The 14481-nt window shown below is 51.1% G+C and carries 11 protein-coding genes; 2 read left to right on the top strand and 9 right to left on the bottom strand.

The features are described from left to right. Positions 1–147: 147 nt before the first annotated feature. On the bottom strand, positions 148–2184 hold the full coding sequence (locus JJU14_RS04020; RefSeq protein ID WP_300976151.1) for an NADPH-dependent 2,4-dienoyl-CoA reductase: 2037 nt from the start codon (positions 2182–2184) through the stop codon (positions 148–150). A gap of 145 nt (positions 2185–2329) precedes the next feature. Between JJU14_RS04020 and sppA the strand changes: the two genes are divergently transcribed. Then, on the top strand, positions 2330–4210 hold the full coding sequence (gene sppA, locus JJU14_RS04015) for a signal peptide peptidase SppA (RefSeq protein ID WP_228611314.1): 1881 nt from the start codon (positions 2330–2332) through the stop codon (positions 4208–4210). Positions 4211–4270: 60 nt separating this feature from the next. Next, the gene (gene ansA / locus JJU14_RS04010) at positions 4271–5290 is read left to right on the top strand and encodes an asparaginase (protein ID WP_228611313.1); all 1020 of its coding nucleotides are present in this window, start codon (positions 4271–4273) and stop codon (positions 5288–5290) included. 11 nt (positions 5291–5301) lie between these two features. Here ansA and JJU14_RS04005 read toward each other — a convergent pair whose 3' ends face one another. From JJU14_RS04005 to JJU14_RS03970, 8 genes are all read right to left on the bottom strand, one after another. Next, positions 5302–8013 (bottom strand): DUF349 domain-containing protein, encoded by a 2712-nt coding sequence (locus JJU14_RS04005; protein ID WP_228611312.1) that lies wholly within the window; start codon positions 8011–8013, stop codon positions 5302–5304. Continuing rightward, positions 8000–8281, bottom strand: a complete 282-nt coding sequence (locus JJU14_RS04000) for a DUF1315 family protein (protein WP_091339896.1) — start codon at positions 8279–8281, stop codon at positions 8000–8002. Before JJU14_RS04000 ends, JJU14_RS04005 begins: the two co-directional genes overlap by 14 nt. Next, complete coding sequence (locus tag JJU14_RS03995) at positions 8271–8603, bottom strand: zinc-ribbon domain-containing protein (RefSeq protein WP_228611311.1); 333 nt, start codon at positions 8601–8603, stop codon at positions 8271–8273. Before JJU14_RS03995 ends, JJU14_RS04000 begins: the two co-directional genes overlap by 11 nt. Positions 8604–8653: 50 nt before the next feature. Next, the gene (locus JJU14_RS03990; RefSeq protein ID WP_228611310.1) at positions 8654–9781 is read right to left on the bottom strand and encodes a M14-type cytosolic carboxypeptidase; all 1128 of its coding nucleotides are present in this window, start codon (positions 9779–9781) and stop codon (positions 8654–8656) included. Between the two features lie 102 nt (positions 9782–9883). Continuing rightward, the gene (locus JJU14_RS03985) at positions 9884–10360 is read right to left on the bottom strand and encodes a TlpA disulfide reductase family protein (protein WP_228611309.1); all 477 of its coding nucleotides are present in this window, start codon (positions 10358–10360) and stop codon (positions 9884–9886) included. Between the two features lie 51 nt (positions 10361–10411). After that, positions 10412–12238 (bottom strand): DUF3466 family protein, encoded by a 1827-nt coding sequence (locus JJU14_RS03980; protein WP_228611308.1) that lies wholly within the window; start codon positions 12236–12238, stop codon positions 10412–10414. Positions 12239–12267: 29 nt separating this feature from the next. Beyond that, positions 12268–14169, bottom strand: a complete 1902-nt coding sequence (locus JJU14_RS03975) for an ATP-binding cassette domain-containing protein (protein WP_228611307.1) — start codon at positions 14167–14169, stop codon at positions 12268–12270. A 2-nt stretch (positions 14170–14171) separates the two neighbouring features. Continuing rightward, the gene (locus tag JJU14_RS03970; RefSeq protein ID WP_228611306.1) at positions 14172–14423 is read right to left on the bottom strand and encodes a glutaredoxin family protein; all 252 of its coding nucleotides are present in this window, start codon (positions 14421–14423) and stop codon (positions 14172–14174) included. Between the last annotated feature and the right edge of the window lie 58 nt (positions 14424–14481).

Here is a 14481-nt window from a genome sequence, read left to right as displayed (position 1 = left end):
ACAGGGGCGTGGATGCACCTGCTATTCTTTCAGGCTAGCAAAGCTTGCTGCTGGCAACAAGGGAAGGTGAAAGGAAAGCTGAAACAAAGGGTAAGTGAGGGCAGACAATGCCTTGCTGCCGGCTAAGGCAGCAAGGTAAAACGAACACTAAATCCGGGCAGCCAGTTCGGCCCCCTGGCGAATGGCGCGTTTCGCATCCAGCTCGGCGGCCACGTCGGCACCACCAATTAAATGCACGGGCACACCGGTTGCTTCAAGGCCAGCTTGCAATGCCCGCAGCGGCATTTGACCCGCACAAATAATGACATTATCAACTTGCAGGCAGCGTTCTTCACCACCAATCTCAATCCAGAGACCATGATCATCCACCTTGCGGTATTGCACACCGGCGATGCTTTCTACCCCCTTGCTTTTTAACGAAGCACGATGCGCCCAGCCAGACGTTTTGCCAAGGCCAGCTCCCACTTTGGAGGTTTTACGTTGCAACAAATATATTTTACGAGCTGACGGCTCTGGCCGGTGATCTGGCAGTAAAGCACCTCGCGCCTGGTATGCTTTATCCACGCCCCACTCTTTTAACCAGGCATCCGGCTGCAAAGTCAGCGAGTTGTTTTCGGTCAAATACTCTGCGACATCAAAGCCAATCCCCCCAGCACCTATAATGGCAACATTCTTACCAACCGCCTTGTGATCACGCAGCACATCCAGATAACTCAACACCATCGGGTGATCAATGCCTTCAATATCAACCGGCCGCGGTACAATACCAGTGGCCAGAATCACCTCATCGAAACCAGCTTGTTGCAAGGACTCCACGCTTTGCTCGCTGTTTAAGCGCAGTTCAATATGGTGCAACTCCAGCATCCGGCCAAAGTAACGCAGGGTTTCATAAAACTCCTCTTTGCCCGGAATTTGTTTGGCGTAATTAAACTGGCCGCCAATTTGATGCGATTTATCAAACAAAGTGACCTGATGCCCACGCTGCGCTGCATAGACGCTAAAGGCAAGTCCGGCCGGACCAGCACCGACCACAGCCAGCTTTTTGGGCTCTGCTGCAGGTTCAAAATTCAGCTCAGTTTCGTAACAAGCGCGCGGGTTCACCAAACAACTGGCACGCTTTTTCTGAAAAACGTGATCGAGGCATGCTTGGTTGCAGGCAATGCAGGTGTTGATTTCATCGGCTTTGTTGGCAGCCGCTTTATTGACAAAGTCAGCGTCGGCTAAAAACGGCCGCGCCATGCAGACCATATCGGCCTGGCCATGCGCCAGGATATCCTCTGCCACTTGTGGTGTATTAATACGGTTGGTCGCCATCACCGGAATATCGATTTCTTTACGGACCCGCTCGGTGATCCAGCTAAAGGCAGCACGCGGCACCCGGGTGGTGATGGTTGGAATGCGGGCTTCGTGCCAGCCGATGCCGGTATTGATGATGGTCACCCCAGCCTCAGCCACCGCTTTGGCCAACTCGACCACTTCATCGTAACTGTTGCCATCTTCCACCAGATCCAGCATCGACAAACGATACACAATAATAAAGTCTTCGCCACAGCGCTGACGAACCGCTTTGATGGTTTCGAGCGGAAAACGAATGCGATTGGTAAAATCACCACCCCAGTCATCTTTACGCTGATTGGTCCGCTGGCAAATAAACTGGTTAATCAGGTAACCTTCCGATCCCATGATTTCAACCCCATCGTAGCCCGCTTTTTTGGCAAGCTCCGCGGCTTTGGCAAAATCCTTGATGGTATTGTTGATTTGCCGCTTCGACATCTCGCCCGGGGTAAAGGGGGTGATCGGGGATTTGATTTTACTTGGCGCCACATTGAATGGATGGTAACCGTAACGGCCGGCATGCAGCAGCTGCAAGCAGATTTTTGCACCTTCGGCATGCACCGCTTCGGTCACCTGAATGTGTTTCTTTACCTGCCAGCCAAAACTCAACTGACTACCGAAAGGCACCAGGTTACCACGGAAATTCGGGCTGATACCGCCGGTAATAATTAAACCCACACCACCTTTTGCCCGCTCCGCATAAAAGGCAGCCAGTTTGCTAAAGCCGTTTTTTTCTTCTTCTAAGCCTGTGTGCATTGAGCCCATCACTACGCGGTTACGAAGCTGGGTAAAGCCCAAATCCAAAGGCTGCATTAAATGTTGGTAAGCCACATCGCCCTCTCTGGTCATACCTGTTGACGTATCCGTTAGAGGGTAGCTGTTTTACCCCAGATACGCAATATGTACATTTGCTTACAAATTGCAGTTATCTTTAGCCGCTAAATTCGCTAGCATAGTATGACCTAATTTTTTTTAATGTTGTGTAGGAATTCGTATGTCTACAGCCAACCCTGGACTCGTGCGGCGCTTCTTCGGAGGCATCTGGCGTGGTTACAAAGTGTTTCGTTCCATTATCTTAAACACCCTCTTTATTCTTATTGTATTGATGTTGTTGATTATTATCTTCAGCGGTAAGGATAAAGTTCAGGTACCTGCCACCTCAGCACTGGTGCTGAACTTAAACGGTGATCTGGTCGAAGAGAAACGCTTCGTTGATCCCATCGCGACCATTTTGAATGAGAGCTTTGGCGGTCAGTCCGATCCGAACGAAATACTGGTCTCAGATGTGCTGCGCGTAGTGCAACAAGCCACCAGGGATGATCGTATTCAGGCCATGGTACTGGATGTATCCGGACTTGGTCGCGCCTCACTGGATAAACTGCAAGCTATCGCTGAAGAGCTGGAAAGCTTTAAAGCAGCCGGCAAGAACATCTATGCCCGCGGCGCTTTCTTTGGTCAGAATCAGTATTTCCTCGCTAGTCTGGCCAATGAAGTACACCTTGACCCTATGGGAGCGGTGCTGTTGGAAGGTTATGGTAGCTTTCCAATGTTCTATAAAAGCGCGTTGGAAAAGTTAAAAGTAAATACCCATGTATTTCGGGTGGGCACTTACAAGTCTGCCGTAGAGCCTTTTATTCGCGACGATATGTCCGAAGAAGCCAAGCAGGACAGTCTGTTTTGGTTGAATGATTTGTGGGACAGCTACAAAAGCACGGTGGCCGAGCGCCGTGATTTAACAGCAGATAGCTTTATTGAGACCCGTGATGCCTTATATCACCACCTGCAACAGCATGATGGCGATCTGGCTCAGGTGGCACTGGCGCTGGGTTTGGTCGATCAACTGACCACGCAGCAAGCCTTCCGTCAGAAAATGATTGAACTGGTAGGTCAAAACGACAATCAGACCTACAACCAGGTTAGCTTCGATGACTATCGTGACATGGTAGTGCCTAGCCGCCAGATGGACAACCCTCTGACCGACAAGGTCGCAGTGGTGGTTGCCCGAGGTATGATAGTAGATGGTAGCGCCAAGGCCGGCACCATAGGTGGCGACAGTACTGCTGCCATGCTGCGCCGCGCCCGCAATGACGACAAAGTGAAAGCCGTGGTACTGCGTATCGACAGCGGTGGTGGTAGCGCCTTTGCTTCTGAGATCATTGGTCGTGAAGTACAGGCTCTGCGCGATGCCGGCAAACCAGTCATCGCTTCTATGGGCGCGGTTGCCGCTTCCGGTGGTTACTGGATTGCCGCTCCTGCTACAGAGATTTGGGCATCCCCCACCACCATCACTGGCTCCATTGGTATTTTTGGCTTGTTCCATAGCCTGGAAGACAGCTTCAATGCACTCGGTGTTAATGTCGATGGCGTCGGCACAACGGAACTGTCCGGCCTTAGCTCTGGCCTGCCATTTTTCAAAGGCCTGCAGCCACGTGAAAAAGATATTTTCCAACTCTTGATCGAGCGCGGCTACAAAGACTTCCTTAGCATGGTCGGAGATAACCGTGGCATGAGTATTGAGGAAGTTGATCAAGTTGCACAAGGCCGGGTATTTACTGGGCAACGTGCTTTAGAGTATGGTTTGGTGGATAAGCTGGGTAGCTTTGAAGATGCGATTGCTGCAGCCGCTGAGCGTGCTGGTTTAAGCCATTACGACGTGAAAGTAATTGGTCATGAGTTGTCTCCTTTTGAGCAAATGGTGATCGATATATTTGGTGGTGCTGCTAATCAAGGCTGGTTGCCTCAATCTGCCATCAGCCCAGAACGTCAGGCGCTAGGCCGGTTAACCCAGCAACTGCGCCATGATTTTGTGACCTTAAGCAACTTCAATGATCCGCAAGGGCTTTACGCCTTCTGCCTGTTGTGTCAAATCGACTGACACCAAGCACGATCTTCGCTACAATGCCCGGCTTAAGCCGGGCTTTTTTTGAGGCAAATCATGAGTAAAAAGCGGATCTACGTCGCCTACACAGGCGGTACCATTGGCATGCAAAAATCAGCACAAGGTTTTGTACCTGCGCCTGGTTTTTTAACGCAAACGGTGCAGGGCATGCCTGAGTTTTTTCGGGCCGAGATGCCGGAATTTACCATCCATGAGTACCCAGAGCTGATCGACTCATCCAATATGACGCCAGCCCACTGGCTGCAAATTGCCAAGGACATTCAACAGAACTACCAGCTTTATGATGGTTTTGTGGTACTGCACGGTACCGATACCATGGCTTATACTGCTTCGGCACTGTCTTTTTTGCTGGAAAACCTGGCAAAGCCGGTGATTGTGACCGGATCGCAAATCCCTTTGGCACAGCTGCGCAGCGATGGCCAGGTGAATTTGCTGAATGCGCTCTATTTGGCGGCTGAATATCCGATCCATGAAGTATCGCTGTTCTTTAACAACCAACTATTTCGCGGCAACCGTGCGACTAAAGCAGATGCCGATGGTTTTAATGCATTCGCCTCGCCTAACTACCCGCCTTTGCTGGAAGCCGGCATTCAAATCCGTTTGCAGGCGGGTGCGCTTAGTACCACCGAGCGTCACAATCATGCACTCAGTGTAGCTGACGTGAAACCCCAACCCATCAGTGTGGTAACCCTTTATCCCGGCATTTGTGTGGATGTGATTGCCAATATGGCGGCGGCTCCGGTGAAAGCACTGATTATTAAATCCTATGGTGTTGGCAATGCCCCACAGGAGCCTGCATTGCTTGCTACCTTACAGCAGGCTACTGAACGGGGTAGCATTATTGTGAACTGTACTCAGTGTTTTCGAGGTCGGGTCAATATGGAAGGCTACGCCACCGGCAATGCATTGCAGGCCCGTGGCGTGATCAGTGGCTACGACATGACACTGGAAGCGACTCTGACCAAGCTCCACTACCTGCTGAGTCAGCCACTGACTGCAATGGATGTGCGCGAACAGATGCAGCGCAATTTACGCGGCGAGCTAAGCAAAAACTGAGCTTGCTAAGCTCAAATAAACAGAGCCGCCACCCGCTGCAACAAGGCTGCTTCATGGCTTTGTATAGGTCCATGACTTAACCAACGTGCCAACAATGCATCTTTACTCAAGCTGTTGGCCTGATTGTGCTTTTCTGCCAACAGCTGCAGTTTTAACGCGGAAATCTGCTCAGGCTTGGCCGTCGGGTCCTGCACCTGCCCTGACACCATCAACTCCAACACCATGGTCAGCTCAGCACGACTCATGCCATCAGGCTGCTTCAGCCATGCATCGCGCCACAAAGCTGGTAGCTGAGCTGGCTCTGCGGCTGCTTTTAATGCTGCAAACAACTGCTGGTAACTTTGCTGCTGCTCACTGGCTATTTGACTGTGCTGCTTTTGCTCCAGTTGCTCCATTAATTGCTGCCTGGAGCGTTGCAGAGACGAGAAGCCGCTTAAATCCAGCGCCTGCAACTGGCTGCGCAGCGAGCTGAGTTGTTGCAGCTGAGTGGTTTGTTGCAAGGCTTGATCGCAGGCGCTCAATGCTTGCTGCAAAGCCTGTTGCTGTTGCTCACGTTCTTGCTGTGCTTGTTGGTAATCCAGCTTGCGTCTGGCAAAAAAATCATCGCACAGGGTGCGAAACTCTTGCCATAACACCGCATCTTGCGCTTTACCGGCAAACGGGATCTGTTTCCAGCTTTGCTGACACTGCTTCAGGATGGCAGCCGCTTGATGGCTATCACTCAGCTCTATTGCTGCTTTCACCTGCTCAACCAGCTGTTGTTTTTGCTGCGCAAAAGCAGCTTGTTGCTGCTTCACCCTCTGACGAAACTGCTGGCACAGCTGTTGGTACGACTGCTGAAGTGATTCATGCCGCTCTTTTGGTACAGGGCCAATGGCTTGCCATTGCTGCTGCAACTGTTGCAGCGCAGCAGACAGCACCTCCTGTGAATCATCTACAAGCTGCGCTGAGTAGGTATCAAGCAAAGCCTGCTTGTCTGCAGCATGTTGCTCCCGCTCGGCTTGTTGCCGGGCAAAAAACTCACGACATGGGGCAAATGCCTGTTCGCAGGCTGCATCAAATTGCTGTTGCCAGTCCTGCTCTGCATCTTCGGCGGTTTTACCGAGTGAAAGCCAGTCAGCCCGCGCTTTTTTCACCAGCGCCGAACGCTCGCTGGCACTGTGCATAGGTTCCTGCACCAGCTGCTGCATCTGCTGAAGCAATGCTTCTTTACGGGGCCGGGCGATAAAAGCCTGCAAATCGCTGAGCTCATCCAGCTGTTGTTTTGCCTGCTGATACAAGCTGTCTAGTTGCTGTTGTTGCTCTGGCAATAATTGCTGATAACTGTGCTCTATCCCTTTGAATAAACCAAACAACAGGTTGAATTTTCCAGCCTGATGCAAACGTTTAAACTCGTGCAACTTGCTACGACACTGGCGAAAAGGCTGTTGTAATTGGCGCTCAAGCTCCTTTATAGCATTCTGCCAACGCTGTTGCAGTGCCATATAGGACTCTTTAAGTGTTGCAGGTATCGCTGGGGACAAGTCAGCAGACAAATGCTGCCAGCTCTGCTGCCACTGCTGCAAACGAGCTTTCGCATCAGCAAGTTCCGAAGCTTGCTCGGGGATCAGCTCAGTTTGCCACTGCTGCAGCAGTTGCTCGGCCTCACCAAAACGCAACGCCACCCGAGGTAAGTCGATCAACTGTTGTTCTAGCTTCACCATCTCAGCATTGAGCAGTACCTGATCGGTAGCTGCCAGATCGGCTTGTTGCAACTGCTGTTGCAATGCCTGGAACTGAGCATTCAGCTGCTCGGCCTGCTGCAAGTTGGTTTGCATCAAGCTCTGCTGCAAATCGATCTCAAGCGCCGTTATCGCCTTACGCAGCCCAATCAGTTGTAATTGCTGCTGTTGCAGTCTGTCTTGCTCGGCTTGCTGTTGTCTGGCTTGCTGCCAACTACTGGCAAAGAAGTTTTCGACCGATGCGGTCAACTGTTGAAACTTAGCCTGCAGTGTCGATCCATCATCCAACTGGCTAAGCTCATGCTCGAGTGCTATCCACTCTTGCTGGTAGCGGATATAGCGCTGTTCACTATCGGCCGGAGCACGTTCTTTGAGGGCATTAATTTTTGATAATATCAGGCTAGCCTGTTTACGAAGTCGGGCTGGCCGCTCACGTTGTTGCTGACGATCTGCCACTAATTGACTCGCCTGCTCAGCCAGCTCAGTTGGCAGTCTTTTTGGCAATCGCTCCAGCTCTTTGTCATCCTGAATACGTGCTAGTAACTCTTGCCGGGTACTAAGCGCAAGCTGATTATCCTGCAATGCTTCCAGGTAAAGCTCTTGCTTATCCAGCCGCTCTAATAAGCTGAGCTTGATGCGACTGTCTTGCTCCTGTCGTAAGATTTGCTCCAGCACGCTGCTGCGCTGGCACTGCTCAATAAACTGCTGCTTTAAGCGTTGGGGAATTTGGTTGGCAATGACCATTTCAACCACCCGGCTCTCAGCCTCATGTCGTAAACGTTCAGAGGATTCTTTTTTGCTTGCCTGCCACCAGAGTGAGAAGTCGTTCAGTTTTTCCAGCGCAATCTGACGCACTTTGGCACTACCGTCATTAAATGCCAGCTCATGCAGGATATGCTTATAATCTGATTGTTGTTCGTTCAGCTCATGAATAGCAGCAATGCGCTTTTCACTGTCCGGATGTTGCCATTTTGGCCGTAGCAAACGCTTAAAGATCATCATGATTAAACCGTGCAATAGGAGTTTGCTGCTGCCAGGAGGCTTTCATCTCTGCTTTGCTTTTTTGTACCATCTGGCCATCGGCACCTATGGTAAAAGGCTCGTTGCTTTTCAGTACCTTGGCCTGATAGGCCAGTACCAATTGCATACTGTGCGCCCGTTGCTCATCCGTTAACAAGCTACCATCAGCCCAGCGGCCAGTTGCTACCGCTTCGGCTAGTTTTTCATAGGTTTCCGGCGCCATGGCGCCAACCAGAGAGTCAAAGTCCATGTTTGGATTTTCGCTTAAACATCAAGATCCGTACCCGATTGACCAGGTACCAGATAAAACCAACACCAATGGCTACGATAGCCGCATAATATTGCCAACCATGAGGTGGCAGTTGCCAGTAAAAAAAGAAACCTGCCAGAAATAATACCATCGCTAGCATCGACTGGGTCACTAAAGATTGATTCAGGTTCAATCGTCGGTCACGTTCCATCGCAGCCAGCTTCTCTTTGTCGAGCCCAGCGATGGCGGCTCCACATTTTGGACACTCGGGTGCCTTATCGGATACTTTCTGCCCACAGGCCGGGCAACTGATAATGGCCATGAACTCCCCTTTTGTAAAGGCCAGTTGCAACAGCAACTGACCTACTCAACTTAACGCAATTGATCAACAATCGCCAATATAGCTGTCAGGCTATCCTGACCAAACTTCATGGAACGGACATCGCTCCAGCCAAACAAGGCATCTGGCAGCTTGTCGTTGTCTTTGAATGGCATTTCCAGGGTAAAGGCCATGCAGTTAAACTGCTGAGCAACCCAATTGGACGCCACCGTCATATTGGCTTTACCAGGAGCATCCACTTCGTAACCGTGTTCATTCTGAAACTCCGGAGAAGCCATCAGCAAGTACTGACGGAAGCTTTGCTCCAGACTGCGCATGCGTTCATCAAAACAAGGCACCCCTTCACTACCGGCCAGGAAGTTGTAGGGGATGTTTTCATCGCCATGCACATCCAGGTACATATCAACGCCTTCATCGAGCATTTTCTGGCGTACCAAATAGACTTCAGGGCTTTGCTCCATCGAAGGCGACTGCCATTCTCTGTTCAAATTAACCCCAATGGCATTGGTACGTAAATGGCCACGAACACCACCATCCGGGTTCATATTCGGTACTACATAAAATACGGCTTTATCCAACAGACTGCGGGCGACAGCATCGTCGTCATCCAGTAAGCGATCGAGCAAGCCTTCAACAAACCATTCCGCCATAGTTTCGCCAGGATGCTGCCGCGCCGTGATCCAGATTTTACGCTTGCTTTCATCCGGCTCGCCAATCACCAACAGGCTCATGTCACGACCGTCCAGAGTTTCACCAAGCTCCACCAACTGGCAACGGTCATGTAGCTGCGCCTGTTGCAATAAGTCCAAGTGTTGCTCATAGCTGTAAGGCGCGAAATAAGCAAAGTATACTGATTCCGCTTCCGGGTAATGGGTAATCACCAGCTCCTGGCCATTGAACTCGGTATCGACCCGAAACCAGGTTTGGCGATCGTAAGAAGCAACGGCCTGATAGTTTTTCCAACCATCCGGATAAGCAGAACCACTGACGTTGGTAATTTTGATGGTGTGAGCTTCAATGTGCGGTGTATGCAGACGGAAATGAAACCACTGGTAAAAATCGGATTGGTTGTCTTTGCGAATGGCCAGACGAATATCGGCCGGATCGGTGGCACTGATCACATCAATATTGCCACTATCAAATTGAGCGGTAATTTTCATACAGGTTTCCGTGGTTGTAAGGCTAAAGATGCTAGTTGCATTTTGCTTTTATGGTTGTTTTTATACGGCTAAGGGTATCACAAAGTTACGATAGAAAAAATCTCAACGCACTCTAAGCTCAAGTCCAAGCCGGCTGCTCCAGCCCAAAGATTTGCGCTGCACCCGCCCCTGAGCATCCAGCACATAGTAGGTTGGGAAACCACGGATCTGGTAATCCTGTAGCAATTGATCGTTGCCTAGTACTACCGGCATGCTAAGGTGCAAATCTGCGACAAAATCCTCGACTTCAGCCGGATCCTGATAGCTCAACGCCACCGCGACTATGTTCCAGCCATCACGTTGCATTGCTTCCAGATTGGGCATGCTGTATTTACAGATACTGCACCAGGGGGCAAAAAAGTACAACACGGTGGGTTTGCCAAGTAAATCATCACGACTAATCCAACCATGTTCCAGTGTACGGTGGTAAAACATTGGAGCCTGGGTGTCGGCAGGCAACAAGGATCGCTCGCGAAACCAGGAAACGGCCTGCACGATCAAGACAACGGCAATCAAGTGTAATAATAGAGAACGAAGCATCAGGTCACCGCTGTACCAGCCTGCAGGAACAGGCCGGTACGTCAGTTTCGTTTAGGCGGACGTCTTGCTGCGGGCACGATTACGGCGCCACAGCACCAATAATGACAAGCCCAAAGCCGACCAAAGCGAACCCGAAGCACTGTTTCGCTCGTAGGTTAACTCATTTTCCACACCACAATCACTGGGTGAACCATTGGCGATTGGTTTTAACTTAACCGCCCGAGCCTGGAACTCGGAACGCGGATTGCCATCTTCATCCAGTATGACTTCACCAAAAGAGTTACGCAGTGGCACTTCGGTGACGGCGGTGGCCAGAATTTCATTGCTGTTATTGATGCTGCTGGCTTCTACCAGGGTATAGCCGCTGTCACATGCCAGGTAGGTATTCAGATCGACAAAACTACCATCCGCCATGTTGTACATAAAAGCCCGCTGCCGCTTGGCCGAAGCGATGACCGCCTCGGTTCTACCGACAATAACGCCTTGATCATTAATGGCCTGGGGTACGGTATTGGCACTGACGAAAAAATCTTCCGGAAACTCAATGGTGTTAGTGGCCAGATCGTAAGTAAACATGCGATTACGCGGCTGGCTTGCAATAAACTTAGTGGCATAGCCTACCACAATATTGTTGTTGTTAATTGCCGTCGCAATACTTTGCAACCACTCCCTGTCATCTGCTGGAAAGATCGGCAGCACTTGTCCATCCATAAACACCGATGCACGATCACTGGAGTACATGTTCTCTTGGGTAAAGCGGAACCCTGTCCAAGGATCAACACGTTCAGTGCGGATCACATCGCTGGAGTCGGAGTAAGTTGACACACCGACAATCACCCCTTGGTTGTTCAGGCCATTGGCTCGGCTGGTGTATTGCACCTCTGGCAACTCAGTTTCAGGGTGGGCTTCATTGCTGCCTTTATCCCCTAAGAAGCCTAAAACCTGTGGCTCAGAGATCGTAAGATCGTCATTGAGCTGCCAAACCATGGCACGGTTAACATAACCACTACTGACGCTATGCAGGTAGTGCAGACAATTGTCGACCGGCGCTGAAAAACCAGTGCAGCTATCTTCTGCCAAAGTGACAAAGTTATCTCGAACGCTGACACTGCCTCGGCCGATGATCATGCCTTCATCATTGATAGCCAGGGCAGCACTTAAGCCTCCGCCAAACTCCGAGTAAATCGGCGTCAGTGTTAAACGCTCATTCCCGATACGCACCACACCCAGTTGCAGGGCACCAGAGGGGCGCCAAATTTTATGCTCGGTAGGCTCAGGAATTTCATCACCATCGTCCACGGACTCCGGGTCGGTAGTACGGGTAAAGTCGATGTACTCAAAAGGTGGCGTCGCATAACCAACCTGGATATTCAGATTATTTTGCCCTGTCACCAGTTCATCGTTGCCGATTTGGGTTTCTGTACTACGAAACTGCAACAGCTCTACCCCCTGGCCTTGCTCAATAAAAGCTGCCGTGGTGGTGACTGGCTGAAAACCATAACGTTCAACCAGGTTTGCGATGCGATTCTCCAAAGAGAAGTTCAGATTGTTGTACTGTGTAGGCCAGTTCAATAAAAATGAATACAAAATCGCGTGTGTTTCAGCGGTCAGCACACCGCTGTTCAACTCAGCCCGCTGTTCATCTGACAGGATGGTATTGAACAAGTCATCATCAAAGTCAATGATGCTGATATCAATATCCACGGAATAGAGCTGACGACCATTGAGCACCGCAACGCCCTGATCATTCACCGAAGTCGCGTAGGTAGCACGCGCATCGACAACCTCGCCTAAGTCAACCACCTGATACACCGCAGCGGAAGCGCTAAAAGCGGTCAGAAAAGGCAGCAAGGCCAGGTTGATGGGTGATAATTTCATGCAAAAACCCCTATAAATACGTCTGTTTATTATGCTTCTAAAATTTCCCAGCGCTCGTAAGCATGCGCCAGCTTCGACTCAAGTTCAGCAAGTTGGTTCAACACGGCTTGTGTTTGTTCAATCGGGCTGGCAAAAAAGTCTGGTGCATTCACTTGTTGCTGCAGCTCTGCCACCTGGGTTTCCAGTGTTTCGATTAATGCAGGCAGTTGCTCCAGCTCACGCTTTTCTTTAAAGGACAACTTACGCTCTGTGCTGCCGGTCGCCTTTTCTTCTACTTTCTTAACCTGAGCCTCTGGTTGAACGTCAACCTTGGCTGTTCTTGGCGCAGGTTCGGCTTGTTGAGCCTGCCAGCGTACCACATCATCGTAACCACCGGTAATATCCACGATGGTACCACGACCGGCAAACAACAAACTACTGGTGACGGTGTTATTAACAAACTCCCGGTCGTGGCTAACCAGAATGACCGTGCCCTGATATTGCTGCAAAATATCCTCAAGCAACTCCAGTGTTTCGACATCCAGGTCGTTGGTTGGCTCATCAAGGATCAGCAAATTGCTGGGTTTGGCAAATAGCCGTGCCAGCAGCAGACGGTTTTTCTCACCACCGGATAAAGCCCGTACCGGCGTCCGACTGCGCGCTGGTGGAAACAAAAAGTCCTGCAGGTAACTCAGCACATGCCGGCTTTGGCCATTTTGCATCACTTCCTGGCGACCATCGGCCACATTGTCTTGCACCGTCGCATCCAGATCGAGCGCCTGGCGGTGTTGGTCGAAATAAGCAACCTCGAGGTTGGAGCCGCGTTTTATCATGCCCTGCTCTGGCTCTAACTCACCAAGCAGTAACTTGATTAAAGTGGACTTACCGACACCATTCGGGCCAATCAAGGCCAGTCGGTCGCCGCGCATCACCAGCAGATCCAGGTTTTTAAGCAGCGGCTCACCGCCAAAGCTATGGTAAAGCTGCTTGGCTTCAAACACCAACTTGCCGGAGCGCTCGGCCTGCTCGATGGCAAACTCGACTTTGCCAAGGCTTTCGACCCGTGCAGCACGCTCTTTACGCAAGGCTTTAAGCGCTCGAACCCGACCTTCATTGCGGGTACGCCGCGCTTTTATGCCCTGGCGGATCCAGACTTCTTCTTCGGCCAGCTTTTTATCGAACAGGGCATTGTGCTGCTGCTCGTCTTCGAGGATTTTTTGTTTGCGATCCAAATACTGCTGATAATCGCCCGGATGCGAGGTCAGCTGGCCACGGTCCAAATCGATAATACGGGTCGCCAATGCACGGATAAAAGCCCTGTCGTGCGAGATAAAAATAATGGCGCCTTTAAATTCTTTTAAAAAGCCTTCCAGCCACTGAATGGCGGCAATATCCAGGTGGTTGGTTGGCTCGTCCAGCAGCAGAATATCCGGCTTGGCCACCAGTGCCCGTGCCAGTGCCGCTTTTCGCAACCAACCTCCGGATAATGAGGCGAGGTTTGCTTCTGGCTCCATCGCAAATTGCTGACACAAAGCGGTTACGCGTGCTTCCAGCGACCAGCCATCACGGCTGTCGAGCTCAGCTTGCAGCTGTTCAAACAGTCGCATTTGCTGGGCATTGTCGGCATCCAGCGCGTCCGAGAGCTGGTAAAACTGCTGCAGCTTATCGGCCAGATCGCCAGCACCTTCACGGATAAAGTCGGCAATGCGGGTGTCCATTTTGGCCGGTGGATCTTGCTCCAGCCGGCTTAACACCACACCGCTGGGTAACACCACCTGGCCATCATCCAGACTTTGCTGACCGGTCAGCACTTTTAAAAAGGTCGATTTGCCGGCGCCATTGCGGCCAACCAGACAGACCCGCTCGCCACTGAATAAGCTAAAATCCACCTTGTCCAGCACCGGATGGGTACCAAAGGCCAGACTGGCCTGTTGAAAACGTAATACTTCCACCGTTAGTGTTCCTGTAGCTGTTGTTGCAGCCAAGCCGCCAGTTGCGCCTGATCGAAGGGCCAGCCAAGCGTGGCCTTGCTGTCACGGCAGGCCAGTACCGGGATTAACACCCGGTAACGTTCGAATAAGTGTTCATCGTCTACAATATCCAGCACCTGGTACTGGCCGGTAAGACCTGCCTGCTGCAGCATCTGCTCGGCTTGCTCACACAAATGACAGCCCCAGGTGCTGTAGAGTTCAAAGCGTACTGTCATCGACGCAGCTCAAAACAGACATGGATATGCGGATTGCGCTTAAAATCGTCCGGCAAGG

The sequence above is a fragment of the Alkalimonas sp. genome, assembly GCF_020831925.1.
Taxonomy (GTDB): domain Bacteria; phylum Pseudomonadota; class Gammaproteobacteria; order Enterobacterales; family Alteromonadaceae; genus Alkalimonas.
This window is presented reverse-complemented; position numbering and strand designations above follow the sequence as displayed.